Raw genomic sequence first — 21,213 nt, 5'->3', positions numbered from 1 at the left:
ATGTTAGTTTTCGTTTTAAATGCTGGTTCATCTTCACTTAAATATCAATTAATAGACACAAAATCAAAAGATTTAAAAGCTAGTGGTTTAGTTGAAAGAATTGGGATAGATGGAATTTTAAAACATGAAATTGGTGAGAATAAAAAACTTACTTATGAACTTCCTATTCCTACACACAAAGAGGCGATAGAATTAGTTCTTAGAATTCTTACAAATGATGAAACAAAAGTTATAAACTCTATTGATGAAATACAAGCTATTGGTCACAGAGTTGTTCACGGTGGAGAGTATTTTAAAGAGTCTGTATTAGTAGATAATGAAGTTATTAGAAAAATTGAAGATCTAATACCTCTTGCACCTTTACATAATCCTGCGAATATAATGGGTGTAAAAATATGTAAAGAACTAATGCCAAAAGTTCCAAATGTTGTAACTTTCGATACAGCATTCCATCAAACAATGCCTATTGAAAATTTCTTATATGCTGTTCCTTACGCAGATTATACAGAGCACCACTTAAGAAAATATGGATTCCATGGAACTAGTCATTATTATGTTTCTAATGAAGCTATAAAACTTTTAAACAAAAAAGATAGCAAAATAATAGTATGTCACCTTGGAAATGGATCATCTGTATGTGCGGTTAGAGATGGTAAATCTATTAGTACTTCTATGGGATTAACTCCTCTTGAAGGATTAATCATGGGTACAAGAAGTGGAGATATTGATGCTGGTGTTATTCCTTATTTAATGGAGAAAAAAGGATTAACTCCTAATCAAATTCTTGACTATTTAAATAAAAAGTCTGGTATTTTAGGTATCTCTGGAGTTAGTTCAGATTTAAGAGAAGTTATAAAAGCTGCTAATGATGGAGATAAAAGATCTAAAGTGGCAATTACTATGCTGTGCGATAGAATTAAAAAATATTTATGTTCATATGCTGGTTTAATGCATGGTGTTGACGCTATTTGTTTTACAGCCGGAATTGGTGAAAATTCAGATTTAATCAGAGAAAAAGTTTGTGAAGGTCTTGAATTTATGGGAATTGAGTTAGACGTTGAAAAAAATTCTAAAAGAGAAAAAGGTAATAGAGAAATCAATTCTAAGAATTCTAAAACTAAAATATTTGTAATTCCAACAAATGAAGAGTTAGTTATTGCCATGGATACAGATAAACTTGTGAGAAAATAAGGAAACTGTTACAAAAAATAAATTTTTTAAAAATTGGACATTATGTATAATTTTTGTACATAATGTCTAATACCTTTAATTTTTACTATTAATAATTTAATAAATCTTATAAACTCTGCTTTTTAATAAAATAACTACAAATAAAATTATTTATAAACAAATTAACAGATTTTTTTGCTATTTTGTTGCTACTGTTCTCAATTATAATCCTTATCGAAAAGTTTAATTTTAGAAAGGAAAATTTACCAAAATGGGTTTAATTGATAGTATAAAAGCTAAAGCTAAAGAAAACTTAAGAACAATCGTTCTTCCAGAATCTGAAGATGAGAGAGTTCTTAAGGCTTGCGAACAAGTTTTAAATGACAAAACTGCTAAAGTTGTTCTTATTGGAAATGAAGAAACTATAAAAGCAGATGCTCAAAAATGTGGAGCAAAAATTGAAGGTGCAACTATTGTAGACCCTAAGAAATTTGCTAATATAGATAAATACATTAATGAGTTAGTTGAACTTAGAAAAAGTAAAAATCTTTCAAGAGAAGAAGCAACAAGTTTAATGTTAAATGAACCAAGATTTTTTGGTTGTATGATGGTTAGGCTTGGAGATGCTGATGGTCTAGTTGCTGGTTCTAACTCTCCGACTGCTGATGTTTTAAGAGCAGCTATTCAAGTTGTTAAAACAGCTCCTGGAATAAATACTGTATCTTCTGCTTTTGTTATGGAAACAGCTGATAAAAAATTTGGAGATAATGGTTTAATTCTATTTGCAGACTGTGCTGTAAATCCTGAACCAAATGCAGAACAATTAGCTGATATTGCAAGTGCAACTGCTGCAACTGCTGCAAGTGTTGTTGGTCTTGAACCAAGAGTTGCATTGCTATCTTTCTCTACAAAAGGTAGTGCGTCTCATCCATTAGTTGATAAAGTTACAACTGCTTGTAAAATTCTAACTGAAAGAAATGTAAATTTCGAATTTGATGGAGAACTTCAAGCTGATGCTGCTATTGTTGAATCAATTGGAGTTAAAAAAGCACCTGGTTCTAAAGTTGCAGGAAAAGCTAATATTTTAGTATTCCCTGATTTACAAGCTGGAAACATTGGTTATAAACTTGTACAAAGATTCGCAAATGCTGAAGCTCACGGTCCAATTATTCAAGGTTTAAATAAACCTGTAAATGACCTATCAAGAGGTTGTTCAGTAGAAGATATATCAAATTTAGTTGCAATTACTGCAACACAAATCAAATAATTAAATCTAAAATAAAAGGTAAAGTAATATGTTAGTTTTCGTATTAAATGCAGGAAGTTCATCTCTAAAATATCAATTAATGAACCCAGTTATTAAAAAAGTTTTTGCTTCAGGAATTTGTGAAAGAATTGGAATAGATGGTGTTTTAAAACATGAGTATGGTGATGGTAAAAAACTTGTAATTAATGTTCCAATGCCTACACATAAAGAAGCTATTAGTGCTGTATTATCTACATTAACAGCTGGTGAAGGAAAAGTTATTGATTCAATTAATGATATTGAAGCGATAGGTCACAGAACAGTTCATGGCGGAGAAGAGTTTGCAAGTTCAGTTTTAATCACTCCTGATGTAATTGAAACTATGAAAAGATTATCTCCTCTAGCTCCTTTACATAATCCTGCAAACATCTTGGGAATAGAAATTTGTCAAGAATTAATGCCAGGTAAACCAAATGTTGGAGTATTTGATACAGCATTCCACCAAACAATGCCAGATTATGCTTATATGTATGCTCTTCCATATGAAATGTATACTAAACATGGAATTAGAAAATATGGTTTCCATGGAACAAGCCACTATTTCGTTTCAAATGAAGCAAGAGCTATGTTAGAGAAAAAACAAAATACTAGAATTGTTGTTTGCCACTTAGGAAATGGTTCTTCAGTTAGTGCTGTATTAAATGGAAAATGTATTGATACATCTATGGGATTAACTCCTATTCAAGGTTTAATGATGGGAACAAGATCTGGAGATGTTGGTGCTGGTGCTTTACAATACATGATGGCTAAAGAAAATCTTACAATTGATCAAGCTTTAGATATTATGAATAAAAAATCTGGAATCTTAGGAGTATCTGGTAAATCTTCAGACTTAAGAGAAGTTTTAGAAGGTATGCAAAATGGTGATGACAGATGTAGATTAGCTGTTGATATGGTTGCATATATTATTAAAAAATATGTTGGTTCTTATGTTGCTGCGTTAGATGGTATTGATGCTCTTTGTTTTACAGGTGGAATTGGAGAAAATGCTGCACTTATTAGAGAAAAAGTTTGTGCTGGTCTAGATTCTATGGGACTTGTAATAGATCCTGTAAAAAATGATAGAAGATCAAGTGCTGCAAGAGATATTTCTACAAATGGTTCTACTGCTAGAATCTTTGTTATTCCTACTCAAGAAGAGTATGTTATTGCAAATGATACATACAATATTGTATCAGGAACTGGTAGATAAACATAAATCAATTTTAAAAGGTGAGATTCACCTTTTAAAGTTCTGCTTTTAACTGATTTGAAAATAAAATAGATATTTTTGAAATAGCTTGACTCATTAATTTGTCCATAAATTTCTCAAATTTATCTTCTTTCTTCCAGATAGCTTTTTCAACTTTTGATAACTCTACTAAATTATCTTGAGCGAAACTAAGAGTTGCAACTTCATCAACAAGCCCCACTTCTTTTGCTTGTCGTGATGTGAAAATCTTTGCATCAGCAAAGTTTATATGATTATTGACATCTAATTTTCTAGCATTTGCAACATCTGAAACAAACATATTATATGTATCATTAATTACACTTTGAAGTTGTTTCTCTTCAAAATCAGTCCATTTTCTTGCTACTGTTCCAGATTCTTTATATTTTCCAGCTTTTACTGTTTGTGCTGTAAGTCCTATTTTTTGAAGAAATTCACCTGCTTCAAAACCTTGCATAATTACTCCAATAGAACCAACAATGCTACCTGGATTTGCAATAATTTTATTTGACCAAATAGAAGCATAATAACTTCCACTTGCAATTACACCACTTGCATATGTAACAACAGGTTTTTTCAAAGTCAATTCTTTAATTGCATAAGCTATTTCAACTGAAGGTGCAACTGCTCCTCCTGGACTATCAACAACAAATAAAACACCTTTTATATTATCATCTTTTTTTGCTTTATCTATATTTTCCAAAACTTTACTAACATCAATTATAGGTCCTGTTAATTCAATTTTTTGTAAATTTGCATACTCTTTTTTTATACCTTCTTCATTTGGTGCACTAAAAAATATGAAATATACAATTGTCAAAAAAACTATCGTCTTAAAATATTTAGTAATAAAATCTAATATAGCAGTAATTGGAAAAAATATTTTTTTAATCAAATCAAACAAATTCTCCTCCTATAACAACTTTATCAACATATTTTGTATGTAAAATAATTTGCATATAAATATCCTCTAAATCTTCTATTGTATCAGGTAAGCAAAAAGATATTATATCAGCATCAAAATCTTTTTGAATTCTTCCTTTATTTAATCCTAATGCCCTACTTCCACCATTTGTAGCTGCATTTAATAAAGTCTTTGCAAACTTTATAATATTTTTTTCATAATGTATATTTAAACAAGCTCTTAATTCATCAAACATACTTAATGAGTTATTTGAACTAAGACCATCTGTACCTATACTAAAATTTATATCATCAATTCTTTCTAAATTAAGTCTTGAATTATTTAAAAATCTATTTGAAATAGCACAATGATTTATGGAAGCATTCAACTCTTTTATCTTTTCTACTTCCTCTTCATTTGCTTCTACACAGTGAGTAAAAGATAGATTTTTAACTCCTTTAAAAAGATTTAAAAATTCTGTAGGTTTACTTGTTGCTTTTGTTTGATTTAAAAAATTGCTAAAAAACTCTAAGAAACTTCCTTCATCTTTGTTTAACCACTCTTTTTCTTCTACAGACTCCATAAAATGTGAAGTAACCGGAAGATTTTCATTTTTAGCTAAATTCAAAACTTCTCTTGTCAAAAAAGGGTGTACTGAATATGGAGAATGAATTGCAATTCCTGCTTTAAAATTTTTACTATTATATTCTTGAGCTTGTTGTAATCTAGATTTAAAGTCGGTAAATAAAGTGTCAATCATTTCAGCTTTTGAACCTATTGCTTCACAAAAAAATACTTTATTTATGGGAGAACTTAAAACTGCTTCCAAATCAAAAGAGTAAGAAGATATTGCACCTATAGTAGTCGTACCTGTTTTTAAAATTTTTTTGAGTTCTTGCTTAATTAAAGAAGTTTTGGCATTTTCTATAAGCTTTTCTCTATTTTTAATTACAGAATTTAACCAAGAATAAAAATTTGCATATTTTAAAGAGGTTTTATTTGCACTGAATTCTAAATGAATATGAGAGTTTATAAGTCCTGGCATTAATACTGAATTACCTTCAATATAAATTATCTCAATGTTTGGATATTTTTCTTTTATATATTCTAAAGAAGCAACTTCAACTATTTTTTCGTCAAAAACAATAGCACCATCAGTAATGATGCTAAAATTATCATCAAATGTTAAAACATATGATGCACTTAATATTTTCATTTTATTTATTCAGCAGATTGAGCATTTCTTGCTTCGTTTAAAGCTCTTAGCTCACCAATCATTTGCATTAATGCAATTAATCCCATGTGATAACCAAATCCACCAAATCCTGTAATTACTCCTGTACTAGCACCTGCAGTAACTGATTTTTGTCTAAACTCTTCTCTTCTATAAATATTTGAAATATGAACCTCAATAACAGGCATATTAACAGCTGCAATTGCATCTCTAATTGCTATTGAAGTATGTGAATAAGCTGCTGGATTTATCATAATTCCATCAACTGTTCCTAAACACTCTTGAACTCTATCAACTATCTCACCTTCAAAATTTGATTGAAAAAACTCTAATTCAATTCCATTTTGATCAGCTGCATTTTGAAGTTGTGCATGAATTTGCTCTAATGTTATTCCTCCATAAATATGTTGTTCTCTAATTCCTAACATATTTAAGTTTGGTCCTTGGATAACTGCTATTTTCATATTATTTTCCTTTTAATAAATTTTGGTAAGATTATAATTAAACTTTTGTTAAATCATCTGAAAAAAGGGCAGTTTTGATGGAAAACTTTATATTAAAAAATGAGAATGCAATATATTATGAAACAAATTTCTCTTGTGATAATGTTATTTTTTTAAGTTTAGGGAAAGAAAATTTCTTTATAACTGATGCAAGATATACAATAGAAGCTAAAGAGTATGCAAAAAACTGTGAAGTAATAGAATCTTCTGATTTAATCGAAACAACAAAAGATATTTTAAAGAAAAATAATATAAAAAAATTATTTTTTGACTCAAATGATTTTTCTTATGCATCATACTCAAATCTAAGAAAAGATATGGATACTATTTTTGAAGAAAAACCAAATTTCTCAAAAATGAAAAGATTAATAAAAAATGAATCTGAAATAAAATTATTAAAAAAAGCTGCAATACTTGGAAGAGAAGGTTTTGATAATTTTGCAAATTTTATACAAGAAAATGGTAAAAACAAAAGTGAAAAAGAACTTTTTTTCCAAGCTTTTAAATATATGACAAAAAAAGCAAAATATGATGTATCGTTTAATCCGATAGTTGCTATAAATCAAAATGCAGCAAAACCTCATGCTCTTCCAACTAAAAAGAAACTAAAAAAAGATGATTTAATTTTAGTAGATGCTGGTATAAAATATAAAAGATATTGTTCAGATAGAACTTGTACAAGTAGTGTAAATTTTAAAAATTTTAATTTTACAAGAGAACAAAAATTTAAAAACAAGAGATACCAAAAAATTTATGATATTGTTTTAAACGCTCAAGAAAAAGCTATAAATGAAGCAAGAACTGGAATGAAAGCAAGCAATATTGATAAAATTGCTAGGGATTATATAGAAAAATCTGGTTTTGGTAAATATTTTGTACATAGTACAGGTCATGGAGTTGGTCTTGATATTCACGAATATCCAAATATAAATAACAAAAACGATTTAATTATTGAAGACAATATGGTATTTACGATTGAACCTGGAATTTATTTGCCAAATGAGTTTGGTGTTAGAATTGAAGATACAGTTTTTATGCAAAATGGTAAAGCAGTTATCCTTTAAAAAATTAAAAATCAAAAAAATTAACTTTACTTATTAAATAAGTATTATTTTTTATAGAAAAAAGAGAAAAATTTGAAAAAAAAATTATCACATGACTTAACACTTTTTCATTACCCAAATTTTCCAAAAAATTTTAATATAACTTCAAATAAAAAATATAAGGTAACTATTGGAATTGGGGGAAATATTGGAGATACAAAAAAAATATTTGATAAATTAATCTTATGTTTAAAAAAAGATGCGAGATTTACTTTACTTATGAGTTCACCACTTTTACAAAACCCTCCATTTGGTTTTTTAGAACAAAGTGATTTTTTAAATGGTATAATTTTACTTAAAACAGATCTTTGTCCAAATAGCTTTTTAAAAGCAATGCAAAGATATGAAAAAAAATTCGGAAGAAAGCGATCCTTTCAAGATGCGCCTAGAACCTTGGATATTGATATAATATTTTTTGATAATAAGAAAATAGATACAAAAAATCTTATTATCCCTCACAAAAATTGGGCAAATAGAGAGTCAGTGATTATTCCTTTAAAATATATAAAAAACAAATAAATTGTTATAAATACAGTTCTAAAAAAAGAACTTTTTAAAGGTAAAAAATGAGCAAAAATAAAAAAATAGTTGTAGGAATGTCAGGTGGAGTTGATTCATCTGTTACTGCGTTATTGTTAAAACAACAAGGTTATGATGTTGTTGGACTATTCATGCGTAACTGGGAGTATGGAATCAAGGGTAGCCAGTGTCCTAACCGCATAGAATTTGAAGATGCAAAAAAAGTTGGTGCATTAATAGGAATAGATGTAATAGGGAAAGACTTCGTTAAAGAATACAGAGATAGAGTTTTTGATGTATTCTTAGAAGGTTTAAAACAAGGACTAACACCAAATCCAGATATTTTATGTAACAAAGAGATAAAATTTAATGTATTTTTAAATGAAGCAAAAAGTATGGGCGCAGATATGATCGCAACTGGTCATTATGCGAAAATTGCAAAATACAAAGATCATTTTGTACTAGATACTCCAAAAGATAATTCAAAAGACCAAACTTATTTTTTACATGCATTATCAAGTGAACAATTATCACACGCTATGTTTCCACTTGGAGATTTAACAAAAAAAGAAGTTAGAGAAATAGCAAGAATTAATAATTTACCAGTTAGTGACAAAAAAGATAGTACAGGAATTTGTTTTATTGGTAATCAAAAATTTGATGAATTTATTACACAACATTTAAAAGCTATTCCTGGAGACATTCTAGACGAAAATGGAAAGATTTTAGGAAAACATAAAGGTCTAGTATGTTACACACTAGGACAAAGAAAAGGTATTGGTATTGGTGGTATCAAAGAAAATGAAGGTGATAACAATACACACAAACCTTGGTATGTTGCTAAAAAAGATGTTGTAAACAATACATTAACGATAGTTCAAGATACAAATCATCCTTTACTTATGAGCAAAAATGTAGAAGCAAGTCATATGCATTGGGTAATAGAAGAAACTCCTAAAGTTGGAGATAAATTAATGGCACAAGTTAGATATAGACAACAAAAACAAGCTTGTACTGTAGTTGAAGCAACTAATGAAAAAGTTGTAGTTGAATTTGATAATCCTCAAAGAGCTGTAACACTAGGACAAAGTCTTGTTTTATATTCTAGTAATTATTGTCTTGGTGGTGGCTTTATCAGTTACTACAAATAAAAAGGTAAAAGATGAGCAAAAATAAAAAAGTAATGGTTGGAATGAGTGGTGGAATTGATTCATCCGTTACAGCTTATATGCTACAAAAAGAAGGTTATGAAGTTGAAGGAATTTATTTAAAACTTCACAATCGAACTGATGATTATCACGAATCAAATTTAGGCTACATAGATGATGTTGCTAAATTTTTAGGTATTAAATATCATATTCTAGATTTATCAGAAAAATTTAATAAAGATGTGTATGAATATTTTGTTAACTCTTATCTAGAAGGAACTACTCCAAATCCTTGTGTACAATGTAATAGAAATATAAAATTTGGTGCTATGCTTGATTTTGCAAAAGAGCATGGGGCATCATTTCTTGCAACAGGTCACTACGCAACAACTGATGGTAAATTCTTTTATGAGGCTGAAGACAAAACAAAAGATCAAAGCTATTTTCTATCTCAAATAAAAAAAGAGGCTCTACCTTTTATGATGTTTCCATTAAGTAACTACAAAAAAGAAGATATCATAAAACTTGGGGCAAACCTCGATGTAGCTTATAAAAAGATTACAGAAAAAAATGAATCTCAAGAGATTTGTTTTGTTGAAACTGTTTATACAGATGTTATAAAAAGACACGCAAATATTGATCAAGAGGGAGATGTTCTTGATGAAAATGGTAATGTTGTAGGAAAACATAAAGGTTATGCTCACTATACAATTGGAAAAAGAAAAGGTTTTACTGTAAAAGGTGCACAAGTTCCACATTTTGTTACAAAACTAAATCCAAAAGATAACACAATTGTTGTAGGAAAAAGAGAATCTCTAGAAGTAAATGAAGTTTTAGGTGATAATCTAAATATGTTTGTAGATGATAAAAAATTCTCTTGTGGAGTTAAATTAAGATATAGAACAACAACAACTCCCTGTGATGTTGAAATAGTAGCTGATAAAGCTCTAATTTACCTAAAAGAACCTGCTTTTGGAGTTGCTAGTGGACAATTAGCTGTTTTTTATGATGGAAATAAAGTTATTGGAAGTGCATTCATTCAAAGTGCAAAGTAATTAAAAGTGGTTAACCACTTTTAATTAAAATTTATATTCTACACTAGCTAAATATTTATTATAGTTTGGATAATTATTAGCATCATTTTTGTCAGTATCAACATTTACCCACATAACAGAAGCATTTAACTCTTCTGTAAAGTTATATCCAGCACTTATATTTAACTCTTTTTCTTTTTGATTCTCTTCACCATATTTAGTAATTCCATATAATGCACTTAAATCGATATCTAATATACTATAAGAAACACCTGCATAATAAGTTCTAGCATCTATATCATAAACATAAAAACCATCTTCAAAAGGAGAAATATTATCTCCATAAGCTGTCATTAATCCAGCACCACCTTTTTTATCTGTTTTGATATATCCAATATTTGTATTTAAATTTTCAATAATTTCAAGACTTGCTTCTGTATGAAGAATTGAATTATCTTCAACATTACCATCTTCAAATTTATCACTTACATTACTTGTTGCATAATGTAAAACTAAATCAAGATTTTCAACTTCGAAATTTCCTTTTAAACCATAAAATGTAATTGCTTCAGGAGCTGTATAAACATAAGGTTTTAATGTAATATTTTCTAAACTAGAATTTTCAACTTCTAAAAAATAGATTCCTTTTTCTGTAGGTTTATAAAAATGTTCACTTAAATCAATTCCTGTTTCTGCTTTTTTTCTAGAGTATCCTACACTTATTAATGTATCTTTTAAAGCACTAACATCTAAAATTGCAGCCTCTTGATTATCCCCTAACCACTCTTTATCTACCTCTTGTCTACCTATTCTTAAGTTTACAATATCACTAACACTATAATTTATGAAACCTTGAGATAAAAGTGCTTCATTTTGAAAAGGTGCTCCATAGATATAATCACCATCATTTTTTTCACCAAGTTTTACATTTCCTTTAAATTCAGCCCCTATATTAAATCCATAAAGAGGATTTGTTTCATAACCTAAAGTTAAATGAGCATTTCCATAAGCATAATTTTTATTATCATTATCTTGTTTTTTCAAATCTACACTTTGACCATATAAAGCTAAACCTCCATTAATTTTTCCTTGAGTTATTGCATCACTTATATTAGTAGCCTTATGGTGATGTTCTTGATTTTCATTTGCAAAAACTAAAGTTTGACTTAAAATTAATGCACTTAATACTAAACTTCTCTTTCTCATTTATATTTCCTTTTTTGATAAAATTGTTGTTACTTAAACATTTTATTACACTTTCATTAAGTAGTTATTTCTTAATAAAACTACAAAATGCAACCTGGTTGCAAAGTCGAATACTATTTTTTTTTTACTTAGTAATTTATTAAGAGCTATTTGTAAAAAAAACTATTAAGTGCTTTTTGGCTAGTATTCTAAAATAAAAAATCAATAAATTAGAGGAATATTTATGTCTACTTTTAAACTCTTTAGTGGAACTGCAAACCCTGAATTTGCAAAAAAAGTTGGTGATTATTTAGGAATGAGTGTATCTGACGCAACATTAAATAAATTTAGTGATGGTGAAATATCTGTTCAAATTACAGAAAGTGTAAGAGGACAAGATGTTTATATAATTCAACCAACATGTGCTCCAACAAATGACAATTTAATGGAACTTTTAATTATGATTGATGCTCTTAAAAGATCTAGTGCAAAAACTATAAATGCAGTTATTCCATATTATGGATATGCTAGACAAGATAGAAAAGCAGCTCCTAGAGTTCCAATTAGCGCAAAATTAGTTGCTGATTTATTAGAAGCAGCTGGAATTAATAGAATTGTAACAATAGATTTACATGCTGCACAAATTCAAGGATTTTTTAATATTCCTGCAGATAATCTTTTTGGTTCTATTTTATTTGTAAATTATATTAAAAGTAAAAATTTAAAAAATCCAATTATTGCAAGTCCAGATATAGGTGGAGTTGCTAGAGCTAGACAATATGCTGACAAATTAGGATACGATTTAGTAATAGTTGATAAAAAAAGAGAAAAAGCTAATGAATCACAAGTTATGAATATAATTGGGGATGTAAAAGGTAAAGATGTAATTTTAGTAGATGATATGGTAGATACTGCTGGAACTTTAGTAAAAGCTGCTGAAGTATTAAAAGAAAAAGGTGCAACTTCAGTAATGGCATGTTGTACTCATGGTGTTTTAAGTGGTCCAGCTTATGATAGAGTAGCAAATGGAGTATTAGATGAACTTGTAATTTCTGATACTATACCAACAAAAAAAGATGCAAAAAAAGTTACAGTTTTAACGGCTTCATCTATTATTGGTGAGGCTATTAGAAGAATTCATAATAATGAATCTGTAAATTCTATATTTAATAGTTAATACATTAATAAAAAATTAATAAAAACTTGATATAATTTTGGTAATTATATTTCTAAAAAGGAAAAAAATGAAAAAAATTTTATTATCAACATTAGCTTGTGCTTCATTAGTACTAGCTGCAAATAGTGACTACAAATATGAAATTACTCCATTAATTGGTGGTGGTTTAGGTGAAGGTAACCATAATTTAGATAGAAATTATGCTAATGCTGGTTTAGCTTTAGGTTTCAATCAAGAAGAAGGTTCTATAATTGATCAATTTGAATTAGGTTTCTTAAGAACTATTCAAGATGTTGATGGAAAAAATGCTTTAAAAGGTCAAGATACTGCAATTACAAGAGTTTTTGGAAACTTAGTTAAAAACTATGGTTTAACAAATGACTTCTCTTTATATGCATTAGCAGGTCTTGGTGTTGAATTTTTTGATCATGAATTAAGTCATCACCAAGAAGATGGTTTATTCGGTAACTATGGTTTAGGAATGAAATATCAATTAATGGACAGCTTAGCACTTAAATTTGATGTAAGACATTTAATTAACTTCAACCATGGAGATAATACAATGTTATATACATTAGGTCTTGCTGTTCCATTTGGAGAAAGAACAAAAGCTGCACCAGTTGCTGCACCAGTTGCACCAGTTGCACCAGTTGCTCCAGTTGCTCCAGTTGAAGTAGAAAAAGATACTGATGGTGATGGTGTTTTAGATAGATTAGACAAATGTCCAAGTACTCCAAAAGGTGCAAAAGTTGATACAGTAGGATGTATTACATTAATTAACTTAAATGTTAATTTCGATACAGATAAATCTGATATTAAAGACATTTATAGCACAAGAATTCATGAATTTGCAAAAGTTATGAATACTGATAAAAAATTAAAAGCTGACATTGAAGGTCACACAGATTCTGTTGGAAGTGTTGCTTACAACCAAAAATTATCAGAAAGAAGAGCAGCATCTGTTGTTAAAGCTTTAAATGGTTTAGGTGTTGAAAAAGATAGATTAAGAGCTGTTGGTTATGGAAAAAGTAAACCTATCGCATCTAACCAAACTGCAGAAGGTAGAGCAGAGAACAGAAGAGTTCAAGCTGTAATGGTAAAATAATCTAAATTTTAATAATTTTACATTATTTTAAAAGGTTTGGAGTTTTTCCAAACCTTTTTTTATTTATTTAATAATATTTATATATATTTTAAGTTATAATCTTATAAATTATTTTATACGAGGAATATATATGAAAAAGATATTATTAGCATCTACAATATGTGCTGCATCTATTTTTGCTGCGCATGATCCTAGTAAAACTTATAGTTATGAGGTTACACCATTTGCTTCAGGAATTTTAACTGACAGTAAAGCAGGAGTAAAAAATGATCATTATGCAAATCTTGGTATTTCTTTAGCAAAGAATTTTGATACAGAATTCATTAATCAAATTGAATTGATGTATATAAGAAGTGATATTCTTAAATACATGGATTCTAATAAAACTACACATGTTAATAAAATTCTTTTAAATGCAATAAAAAGATATGATATAACTGATAGTTTTGCAGCATATGGATTTATTGGAGCTGGTTATCAAGATGTTACAAACCCTATTTTAAAACATAAAGATTCAGCTTTACTAAATTATGGTATTGGATTGAGATATGATATACCAAATTATGGAATGGCAATTAAAAGTGATATAAGACATATTTATGCAACAAGAGAAGGTCAAAATGACTTTATGTATACTTTAGGTCTTGGTATGCCTTTAGGAAAAAAATCTCAAGAACCAATAAACGCAAAAGTTCCAGTAGTAAATAACTACTCTCCTTCATCTGAACCTGTTGTTGAAAAACAAATTAAAGAAGATTGGTCAAATGATGATGATAGAGATGGCGTAAAAAACAATTTAGATAAATGTCCAAATACTAGTCCTGGAGTTAAAGTAAATAAAGATGGTTGTGTTGAAACAATAAATTTGAAAATAAATTTTGACTACAATAAATCAGATGTTAAATCTCAATATGATTCAATAATAACAAATTTTGCTAATATTATGAAACAAAACAGAGCTTTTGAAGCAAGAATTGAAGCTCATACAGATTCAAAAGGTAGTGAATCTTATAACAAAAAATTATCTGAAAAAAGAGCTACTTCTGTTGTGAATGCCCTTATTTCTAAAGGTGTAGATAAATATTCTTTAGAAGCTATTGGATTTGGAGAATCTCAACCAATTGCTAACAATGATACTGAAGCAGGAAGAGCTGAAAATAGAAGAGTTGTTGGTTACATAAACCAATAAACATAAGAAGGAATATAAAATTCCTTCTTGACTAAAATAATCTTAACAAGAAACTTACTATTTTTTAGATATAATCTACAACTTTTTTAAATAAAATACTCAAACTTAATAGGAATAAAATTGCAAAAAAATATTAGAAACTTTAGTATTATTGCACATATTGACCATGGGAAATCAACTCTTGCAGATAGAATCATTCAAGAGTGTGGAGCAATTAGCGACCGTGAAATGACTTCTCAAGTTATGGACAATATGGATATAGAAAAAGAGCGTGGAATTACTATAAAAGCTCAAAGTGTAAGATTAAACTATACATTAAATGGTGAAAAATATATATTAAATCTTATAGATACTCCAGGTCACGTAGATTTTTCTTATGAAGTAAGTCGTTCATTAGCATCATCAGAAGGTGCTTTACTTATTGTTGATTCTACTCAAGGAGTTGAAGCTCAAACTATTGCAAACGTATATATTGCGATGGATAATGATCTTGAACTTCTACCGGTTGTAAATAAAATAGATTTACCAAGTGCTGATCCAATGAGAGTTTTAGCTGAAGTAGAAGAAGCTATTGGACTTGATTGCACTGAACATAATTTGATTAGTGCAAAAACAGGTTTAGGAGTAAAAGATTTAATAGAATCTATTATTAAGAGAGTCCCAGCACCTGTAGGGGATGAAAATGCTCCAACTAAAGCACTTATTTATGATTCTTGGTTTGATAATTATTTAGGAGCTCTAGCTCTTGTACGAGTTTATGATGGAAGTATAAAAAAAGGTCAAACTTTAAAAATGATGAATACAAAAGTTGAACATCAGGTTTTAAGCTTAATGTACCCACATCCAATAAAACGACAAGATACAACTGAAATAAAAACAGGTGAAATTGGAATAGTTGTTCTTGGACTTAAAACATTAGATGGAATTGCAGTTGGTGATACAATGACTGATGCAAAAAATCCAACAAAAGAGCCAATTGATGGATTTGAACCTGCAAAACCTTTTGTTTTTGCGGGAATTTATCCAATAGAAACTGACAAATTTGAAGATTTAAGAGAAGCTTTAAACAAATTAAAACTAAATGATTCTTCAATATCTTTTGAACCAGAAAGCTCTATGGCTCTTGGAAGTGGATTTAGAACAGGTTTTCTAGGAATGCTTCACATGGAAGTTATAAAAGAAAGACTTGAGAGAGAATTTGACTTAGATTTAATAGCAACTGCACCTACTGTTGTTTATGAAGTTTTAAAAAGGGATGGAGAAAGAATAATAATTCAAAATCCTTCAGAATTACCTGAACCAAATTATATTGACACAATATTTGAACCTTATGTAAAAGCTACTATCCTAGTTCCTGATGAATTTTTAGGAAATGTAATAAAACTTTTAAATGATAAAAGAGGTGTTCAGCTTAAAATGGATTACATAGGTAAAAGAGTACTTTTAGAATATGATATTCCTATGAATGAAATTGTTATGGATTTCTATGACAAATTAAAATCTACAACAAAAGGTTATGCTTCTTTTGATTATGAACCAGTTGGATTTAGACCAGGTAATTTGAAAAAACTTGATGTTAGAGTTGCAGGAGAAGTTGTTGATGCATTATCAATTATTGTTCCTGAGGATAAAGCAGTTAGTCGAGGTAGAGAGTTTGTAAAAGCTTTAAAAGAACTAATTCCTAGACAACTTTTTGAAGTAGCAGTTCAAGCTAGTATCGGTAGTACAATTATTGCTAGAGAAACAGTTAAATCTATGGGAAAAAATGTAACTGCAAAATGTTATGGTGGAGACATCACAAGAAAAAGAAAGCTTCTTGAAAAACAAAAAGCTGGTAAAAAAAGAATGAAAGCTATTGGAAAGGTAAATGTACCTCAAGAAGCATTTATGGCTGTTCTAAAAATCTAAAGTTTTAATATGAAATGTACAAGTTGCGATAAAATATCTTTTTATATTTTATGTAAAACTTGTCAAGATACTATTCTTAAACCAAATTTTTATAAAAAAGAGTTAGAGAAAGATTTCTTTGTCTACTCCTTTTATGACTACAAAGATTTAGAAGATTTAATTCAAAGTAAATACTATTTTCATGGAGATAGAGTTTTTAATACTTTAGCAAAACTTAGTTTTAAAAAATTTGCTGATAATTTTAAATTTACATACCCTATTTTAGCAATTCCTATAGATGATCATACTAGACATGATTTTTCACAAACTGCAATTTTAACAAGACATCTAAAAAATCCTTATATAAAACCTATTTACAACACTTTAAAATCAACAAATACAGTAAAATATGCTGGTAAAGATTTAGACTTTAGACAAAAGAATTCAAGAAAATTCAAATATACTGGTCCAAAAATTGTGATGTTATAATAATAGATGATGTTATAACTACTGGAACAACAATTTTGGAAGCTAAAAATACTTTAAAAAAAGAGAATGTAAATGTACTCTTTGCCCTTACTCTATGCTCTTTTTTAAATTAAAAAAGATATAATCTCCCCTTTAAAAGGATGTTAATGCTAGGAATAATAGACTATAATATGGGAAATTTAGCAAGTGTTTATAATGCTTGTTTAAAATTTACAAAAGATGTAAAAATAGTAAAAGAACCCGATGAAATAAAAAATTTAGATAAGCTAATTCTTCCAGGTGTTGGAGCATACAAAGATGCTATGGAACATTTAGAAAGTAGTGGATTAAAAGATGAAATTATAAATTTTGCAAATAGTAAAAAACCTCTTCTGGGAATTTGCTTAGGAATGCAACTACTTTTTGAAAGTAGTGAGGAATTTGGATATACAAAAGGTCTAAATTTAATAGAAGGTCAAGTTGTAAAATTTGATAAAAATAGAATGGAAGAAGATTTAAAAATTCCACATATGGGATGGAATAGAATAATCAATAAACAGAACCCACTTTTTAAAGATTTAGAAAATCCTTATTTATATTTTGTACACTCATACCATGCCAAAACAAAAGATGAGTATGTTATTGGAGAGACAACATACGGTTATACTTTTGTAAGTGCTGTAAACAAAAATAATATTTTTGGTTTTCAACCACATCCAGAAAAATCACATAACAATGGACTTAAAATTTTAGAGAATTTTATAAATTTATAATATATTAAAAGGAATAACTAATGGACATACTACCAGCAATTGATTTAAAAGATGGAAAAGCTGTAAGGCTCAGCAAAGGTCTTATGGATAGTGCAAAAATATACTCTGATGAGCCTTGGCAAGTTGCAAAAAGATTTGAAGAATTAGGAAGTAAGTGGGTTCATATCGTAGACTTAAATGGAGCATTTGAAGGAAAACCTGCAAATTTAGAACAAATAAAAAAGATTAGAGAAAATTGTAACTTAAAAATTGAGCTTGGTGGTGGAATTAGAGATGAAAAAACTATTCAAATGTATCTTGAATTAGGTGTTGATAGATTAATTCTTGGTTCAATAGCCGTAAAAAATCCAGAATTTGTAAAAGAAATGGCAAAAAAATATCCAATTGCTGTTGGAATTGATGCATTAAATGGAATGGTTGCTGTTGAAGGATGGGCAGAAGTTTCAACTATGAAAGCTACTGACTTAGCTCAAGAGTTTGCAAATGCTGGTGTTGAAGCAATAATTTGTACAGATATTAGTAAAGATGGTATGCTTTGTGGAGTTAATGTAGAATTTACTAAAGATATTGCTATTTCAAGTGGTATTTATACAATAGCAAGTGGCGGTGTAAAAGATATAAATGATATAAAGGCTTGTAAAGAGAATGGTCATGTTGGCGGAGTAATTGTCGGAAAAGCTTTTTATGAAGAAACTTTAGATTTAGAAGAGGCTTTTAAAATTTTATAATTTAATGAAAATCTAATCATAAATAAATAATTTTATGATATGATAATAACTAATGTAAGTTTAGGGGTGGAGTATGAGTTCTAATAAAAAGATAACTTTAATTATCTTCTCAATGATTACCATTTTAACAGTAATAATTGTTGTTTTAGTTGCTATTGGTTCAAGACAAACTGGATATGAAGGAGTTAAGAAAAAAGCCTATTTAACTGCTGATATTGTAAAAAAATCTCTTACAAGCCACATGGTAAATGGCAATATGGATCAAAGAGATGTTTTCTTGAATAGTATAAGCCAACTAGATAATGTAAAAGATTTATGGGTTATTAGAGCAAAAAGTGTAAGTGAACAATTTGGAAAATCAACTCTATCAAATGAAAATCCTAAAGATAATGTAGATCTTGAAGTTCTTCAAACAGGAAAAGAAAAAACTGTAATTAATGAATCTTTTTTCAATGCAAATTTAAGAGTAACTATCCCCTACACTGCCTCGTCTATGGATAAGCCAAATTGTCTATCTTGTCATAATGCAAAAGAAGGTGAAGTTTTAGGAGCTATATCATTAAGTTTTGATATTAGAGAAGATAGAGTTTCAAACATTATTGTTCTTTTATATATTATTGGAACTATAGCAATATTCTTAGTTATTATTTTAATCTATATTAGAAATAAAATTGCCCCTTACACAAGCTCATTTGATCAAATAACAGATACTTTGAAAAAAGTTCACGAAGGAGATTACTCAGTTAGAGCAAAAAATGGTGTTCTAAAAGAAGATAAGGAAGCTTCTATTTGGTTAAATGAATTAATTGATAAACTAGAAACTGTATTAACAGGTATTGAAAAAAATCTAACATCTTTCGTTCATAATAGATCTGTAAATATGAATCATGATAAATTGATAACTGCAAAAGAGATTATAGAAGATATTAGTGAAATATATAACTACAAAAAAACTATTGAAAACGATTTAACGAAAGAAGATATTTATTATAGATTAACAATAGTTTTAAGGGATAAACTAGAAATAAAAAACTTTTTCATATTTGAAACTGATTTAATGAAAAATGAAAGAAAAACAATATTTGCTTCAAAAGAGAAAATACCTTGCTGTAATTTAACAAAGGGTATAAAAGAGTATTGTAGAGCTGAAAGAACAAACAGTATTATTGCTTCTGAGAATTTTCCAGAAATTTGTAGAATTGCTTCATGTAAAGATGATGACAAGCACATTTGTATACCATTTTTTGTAAACGAACAAGCAAATATTGTAATACATATAGTAAGCAACAATGAAGAAGAATTAAACCACGTAAAATCTCAAATTGGTATAATCAAAAAGTATCTAGAAGAAACGAAACCTATTTTAGAAAGTAAAATTTTAATGGATGCACTAAAACATAAAAATCTTACTGATGCTTTAACAGGTCTTTATAATAGAAAATATTTAGATGAATTCATAGATAAAAAACTTCCTCTTGAATTAAAAGAGGGAACTACTTTCGCAATAATGTTTTTAGATATTGATTACTTCAAAATGGTGAATGATACATATGGTCATGATGTTGGAGATGATATTTTAAGAAAACTTTCAATTGTTATGAAGAAATGTATTAGTGAAAATGAATTCATAATAAGATATGGTGGAGAAGAGTTCTTAATTCTAATGAGAAATCCAACAGAAGAAAGTGCTCATGAATTAGCCCTCAAAATAAATAAAGAATTCTCTAAAATAGTATTTAATTATAATGGAGATTCATTTACAAAAACAGTAAGTATTGGTTACTCTTTCTATACAAAAGATACAGACCAGTTCTATAAATGTATTAAATATGCTGATATTTCATTATATGAAGCAAAATCAACTGGTAGAAATAAAGTTGTAAGATTTACAAAAGATATACTAAAAAATGGTGATAAATTAGACTATTAATTTGTAGAGGAAAATCTCTACAAATTTTTATAATCCTAAAAATCCTTTTATTCCATCAAACATTATTTGAGCTGATAGCGCTGCTAAAAAAAGACCAGTGATTTTTGAAATTATTAATAATCCATTTTTCCCTATAAATTTCTCTATTATACTCGATAAGTAAAGCATAGTACCTATTAAAAAAATCGCACAAAGAATAGCCAAACTTCCTATTAGCAATTTAGAAAAACTATTAAATTCAGCTCCCATTACAAGTAATACCCCAATACTTCCGGGTCCTATAGTTATAGGTAAAGCCAAAGGAACAACAGCTAAATCAGATAAATTTGTATCTGTTGGCTTTTGTCCATCTTTGTTTCCATAAATAAGACCAACTGCTGTCAAAAATAGTAGTGCCCCTGCTCCAATTTTAAAAGCATCAAGAGTTATACCAAATATTTTAAAAATGTGTTGCCCAAAAAAAAGTAAAACTAAAGCTATAACCATAACAGAAAAAGTAACTTTAATAGCTAATTTTCTTTTATCATGTAAAGTTGCTTCATTAGTTATAGTTAAAAATACACTAAGAACAAAAAATGGCGTCATAATAAAAAACATTTTTATAAATGTTGAAATAAAGAAATCCATATGAATCCTAAAT

21 protein-coding genes are annotated in these 21,213 nt (G+C 28.4%); 16 read left to right on the top strand and 5 right to left on the bottom strand.

Features of this window, described 5'->3' with window-relative positions:
• The 3 genes from ACBT_RS04225 to ACBT_RS04215 all read left to right on the top strand — a co-directional run bounded on the left by ACBT_RS04225 (window position 1) and on the right by ACBT_RS04215 (window position 3,668).
• Window positions 1–1,191, top strand: a complete 1,191-nt coding sequence (locus tag ACBT_RS04225) for an acetate/propionate family kinase (protein WP_024774877.1) — start codon at window positions 1–3, stop codon at window positions 1,189–1,191.
• Window positions 1,192–1,441: 250 nt separating this feature from the next.
• The gene (gene pta / locus ACBT_RS04220) at window positions 1,442–2,437 is read left to right on the top strand and encodes a phosphate acetyltransferase (protein WP_024774876.1); all 996 of its coding nucleotides are present in this window, start codon (window positions 1,442–1,444) and stop codon (window positions 2,435–2,437) included.
• Window positions 2,438–2,465: 28 nt separating this feature from the next.
• Window positions 2,466–3,668 (top strand): acetate/propionate family kinase, encoded by a 1,203-nt coding sequence (locus ACBT_RS04215; RefSeq protein WP_024774875.1) that lies wholly within the window; start codon window positions 2,466–2,468, stop codon window positions 3,666–3,668.
• A gap of 34 nt (window positions 3,669–3,702) precedes the next feature.
• On the opposite strand, the gene sppA is transcribed toward ACBT_RS04215, so the two are convergent.
• From sppA to aroQ, 3 genes are read right to left on the bottom strand one after another with little or no spacing between them, the layout of a single operon-like run.
• Complete coding sequence (sppA, locus tag ACBT_RS04210) at window positions 3,703–4,590, bottom strand: signal peptide peptidase SppA (RefSeq protein WP_024774874.1); 888 nt, start codon at window positions 4,588–4,590, stop codon at window positions 3,703–3,705.
• Window positions 4,583–5,806 carry an aminofutalosine deaminase family hydrolase gene (gene mqnF / locus ACBT_RS04205; RefSeq protein WP_024774873.1) on the bottom strand — a complete coding sequence of 408 codons (1,224 nt, stop codon included), beginning with the start codon at window positions 5,804–5,806 and terminating at the stop codon, window positions 4,583–4,585. Before mqnF ends, sppA begins: the two co-directional genes overlap by 8 nt.
• Window positions 5,807–5,811: 5 nt before the next feature.
• A complete protein-coding gene (gene aroQ, locus ACBT_RS04200) occupies window positions 5,812–6,288 on the bottom strand; it encodes a type II 3-dehydroquinate dehydratase (protein WP_024774872.1) in 477 nt (158 codons plus the stop codon).
• Window positions 6,289–6,365: 77 nt separating this feature from the next.
• Here aroQ and ACBT_RS04195 point away from each other — a divergent pair, with 77 nt between their 5' ends.
• From ACBT_RS04195 to mnmA (ACBT_RS04180), 4 genes are all read left to right on the top strand, one after another.
• The gene (locus tag ACBT_RS04195; protein ID WP_024774871.1) at window positions 6,366–7,391 is read left to right on the top strand and encodes a M24 family metallopeptidase; all 1,026 of its coding nucleotides are present in this window, start codon (window positions 6,366–6,368) and stop codon (window positions 7,389–7,391) included.
• A 72-nt stretch (window positions 7,392–7,463) separates the two neighbouring features.
• Window positions 7,464–7,949, top strand: a complete 486-nt coding sequence (folK, locus tag ACBT_RS04190; RefSeq protein ID WP_024774870.1) for a 2-amino-4-hydroxy-6-hydroxymethyldihydropteridine diphosphokinase — start codon at window positions 7,464–7,466, stop codon at window positions 7,947–7,949.
• A 47-nt stretch (window positions 7,950–7,996) separates the two neighbouring features.
• On the top strand, window positions 7,997–9,100 hold the full coding sequence (gene mnmA, locus ACBT_RS04185) for a tRNA 2-thiouridine(34) synthase MnmA (RefSeq protein ID WP_024774869.1): 1,104 nt from the start codon (window positions 7,997–7,999) through the stop codon (window positions 9,098–9,100).
• An 11-nt stretch (window positions 9,101–9,111) separates the two neighbouring features.
• On the top strand, window positions 9,112–10,152 hold the full coding sequence (gene mnmA / locus ACBT_RS04180) for a tRNA 2-thiouridine(34) synthase MnmA (RefSeq protein ID WP_024774868.1): 1,041 nt from the start codon (window positions 9,112–9,114) through the stop codon (window positions 10,150–10,152).
• A gap of 24 nt (window positions 10,153–10,176) precedes the next feature.
• Here the strand turns inward: mnmA (ACBT_RS04180) and ACBT_RS04175 are convergent, their stop codons facing one another.
• Entirely contained in the window at window positions 10,177–11,337 is a 1,161-nt protein-coding gene (locus tag ACBT_RS04175; RefSeq protein WP_024774867.1) for an Opr family porin, read from the bottom strand.
• Window positions 11,338–11,560: 223 nt separating this feature from the next.
• Here ACBT_RS04175 and ACBT_RS04170 point away from each other — a divergent pair, with 223 nt between their 5' ends.
• The 9 genes from ACBT_RS04170 (at window position 11,561) to ACBT_RS04135 (ending at window position 20,573) form a co-directional block, all read left to right on the top strand.
• Window positions 11,561–12,493, top strand: a complete 933-nt coding sequence (locus ACBT_RS04170; protein WP_024774866.1) for a ribose-phosphate pyrophosphokinase — start codon at window positions 11,561–11,563, stop codon at window positions 12,491–12,493.
• Between the two features lie 67 nt (window positions 12,494–12,560).
• Window positions 12,561–13,598, top strand: coding sequence for an OmpA family protein (locus tag ACBT_RS04165; RefSeq protein ID WP_024774865.1), 1,038 nt, complete (start codon window positions 12,561–12,563; stop codon window positions 13,596–13,598).
• A gap of 130 nt (window positions 13,599–13,728) precedes the next feature.
• Window positions 13,729–14,787 (top strand): OmpA family protein, encoded by a 1,059-nt coding sequence (locus ACBT_RS04160; protein WP_024774864.1) that lies wholly within the window; start codon window positions 13,729–13,731, stop codon window positions 14,785–14,787.
• A 120-nt stretch (window positions 14,788–14,907) separates the two neighbouring features.
• Window positions 14,908–16,695: a translation elongation factor 4 gene (gene lepA, locus ACBT_RS04155; protein WP_024774863.1), complete on the top strand. Its 1,788-nt coding sequence runs from the start codon at window positions 14,908–14,910 to the stop codon at window positions 16,693–16,695.
• 9 nt (window positions 16,696–16,704) lie between these two features.
• Window positions 16,705–17,163 (top strand): ComF family protein, encoded by a 459-nt coding sequence (locus ACBT_RS04150; RefSeq protein WP_228130289.1) that lies wholly within the window; start codon window positions 16,705–16,707, stop codon window positions 17,161–17,163.
• A gap of 35 nt (window positions 17,164–17,198) precedes the next feature.
• Entirely contained in the window at window positions 17,199–17,276 is a 78-nt protein-coding gene (locus tag ACBT_RS11880) for a hypothetical protein (RefSeq protein WP_407647542.1), read from the top strand.
• A gap of 33 nt (window positions 17,277–17,309) precedes the next feature.
• Complete coding sequence (gene hisH, locus ACBT_RS04145) at window positions 17,310–17,915, top strand: imidazole glycerol phosphate synthase subunit HisH (protein ID WP_024774862.1); 606 nt, start codon at window positions 17,310–17,312, stop codon at window positions 17,913–17,915.
• A 20-nt stretch (window positions 17,916–17,935) separates the two neighbouring features.
• A complete protein-coding gene (gene hisA, locus ACBT_RS04140; protein ID WP_024774861.1) occupies window positions 17,936–18,643 on the top strand; it encodes a 1-(5-phosphoribosyl)-5-[(5-phosphoribosylamino)methylideneamino]imidazole-4-carboxamide isomerase in 708 nt (235 codons plus the stop codon).
• 73 nt (window positions 18,644–18,716) lie between these two features.
• Complete coding sequence (locus ACBT_RS04135) at window positions 18,717–20,573, top strand: GGDEF domain-containing protein (RefSeq protein WP_024774860.1); 1,857 nt, start codon at window positions 18,717–18,719, stop codon at window positions 20,571–20,573.
• Window positions 20,574–20,600: 27 nt separating this feature from the next.
• On the opposite strand, the gene ACBT_RS04130 is transcribed toward ACBT_RS04135, so the two are convergent.
• A complete protein-coding gene (locus tag ACBT_RS04130) occupies window positions 20,601–21,200 on the bottom strand; it encodes a MarC family protein (RefSeq protein WP_024774859.1) in 600 nt (199 codons plus the stop codon).
• Window positions 21,201–21,213 lie beyond the last annotated feature (13 nt).

Source organism: Aliarcobacter cibarius (genome assembly GCF_013372265.1).
Lineage (GTDB): Bacteria > Campylobacterota > Campylobacteria > Campylobacterales > Arcobacteraceae > Aliarcobacter > Aliarcobacter cibarius.
The sequence above is the reverse complement of the archived record's forward strand: the minus strand, read 5'-3'. Positions and strand labels throughout refer to the sequence as shown.

Excerpts from the sequence above, each read along its gene's own strand:
- mnmA (WP_024774869.1), top strand. The coding sequence starts at position 7,997 with ATGAGCAAAAATAAAAAAATAGTTGTAGGAATGTCAGGTGGAGTTGAT.
- aroQ (WP_024774872.1), bottom strand. The coding sequence starts at position 6,288 with ATGAAAATAGCAGTTATCCAAGGACCAAACTTAAATATGTTAGGAATT.
- mqnF (WP_024774873.1), bottom strand. The coding sequence starts at position 5,806 with ATGAAAATATTAAGTGCATCATATGTTTTAACATTTGATGATAATTTT.
- mnmA (WP_024774868.1), top strand. The coding sequence starts at position 9,112 with ATGAGCAAAAATAAAAAAGTAATGGTTGGAATGAGTGGTGGAATTGAT.
- pta (WP_024774876.1), top strand. The coding sequence starts at position 1,442 with ATGGGTTTAATTGATAGTATAAAAGCTAAAGCTAAAGAAAACTTAAGA.
- ACBT_RS04130 (WP_024774859.1), bottom strand. The coding sequence starts at position 21,200 with ATGGATTTCTTTATTTCAACATTTATAAAAATGTTTTTTATTATGACG.
- ACBT_RS04135 (WP_024774860.1), top strand. The coding sequence starts at position 18,717 with ATGAGTTCTAATAAAAAGATAACTTTAATTATCTTCTCAATGATTACC.
- ACBT_RS04215 (WP_024774875.1), top strand. The coding sequence starts at position 2,466 with ATGTTAGTTTTCGTATTAAATGCAGGAAGTTCATCTCTAAAATATCAA.
- ACBT_RS04165 (WP_024774865.1), top strand. The coding sequence starts at position 12,561 with ATGAAAAAAATTTTATTATCAACATTAGCTTGTGCTTCATTAGTACTA.
- ACBT_RS04160 (WP_024774864.1), top strand. The coding sequence starts at position 13,729 with ATGAAAAAGATATTATTAGCATCTACAATATGTGCTGCATCTATTTTT.
- ACBT_RS04170 (WP_024774866.1), top strand. The coding sequence starts at position 11,561 with ATGTCTACTTTTAAACTCTTTAGTGGAACTGCAAACCCTGAATTTGCA.
- ACBT_RS04225 (WP_024774877.1), top strand. The coding sequence starts at position 1 with ATGTTAGTTTTCGTTTTAAATGCTGGTTCATCTTCACTTAAATATCAA.
- ACBT_RS04150 (WP_228130289.1), top strand. The coding sequence starts at position 16,705 with ATGAAATGTACAAGTTGCGATAAAATATCTTTTTATATTTTATGTAAA.
- hisH (WP_024774862.1), top strand. The coding sequence starts at position 17,310 with ATGCTAGGAATAATAGACTATAATATGGGAAATTTAGCAAGTGTTTAT.
- ACBT_RS04175 (WP_024774867.1), bottom strand. The coding sequence starts at position 11,337 with ATGAGAAAGAGAAGTTTAGTATTAAGTGCATTAATTTTAAGTCAAACT.
- hisA (WP_024774861.1), top strand. The coding sequence starts at position 17,936 with ATGGACATACTACCAGCAATTGATTTAAAAGATGGAAAAGCTGTAAGG.
- ACBT_RS04195 (WP_024774871.1), top strand. The coding sequence starts at position 6,366 with ATGGAAAACTTTATATTAAAAAATGAGAATGCAATATATTATGAAACA.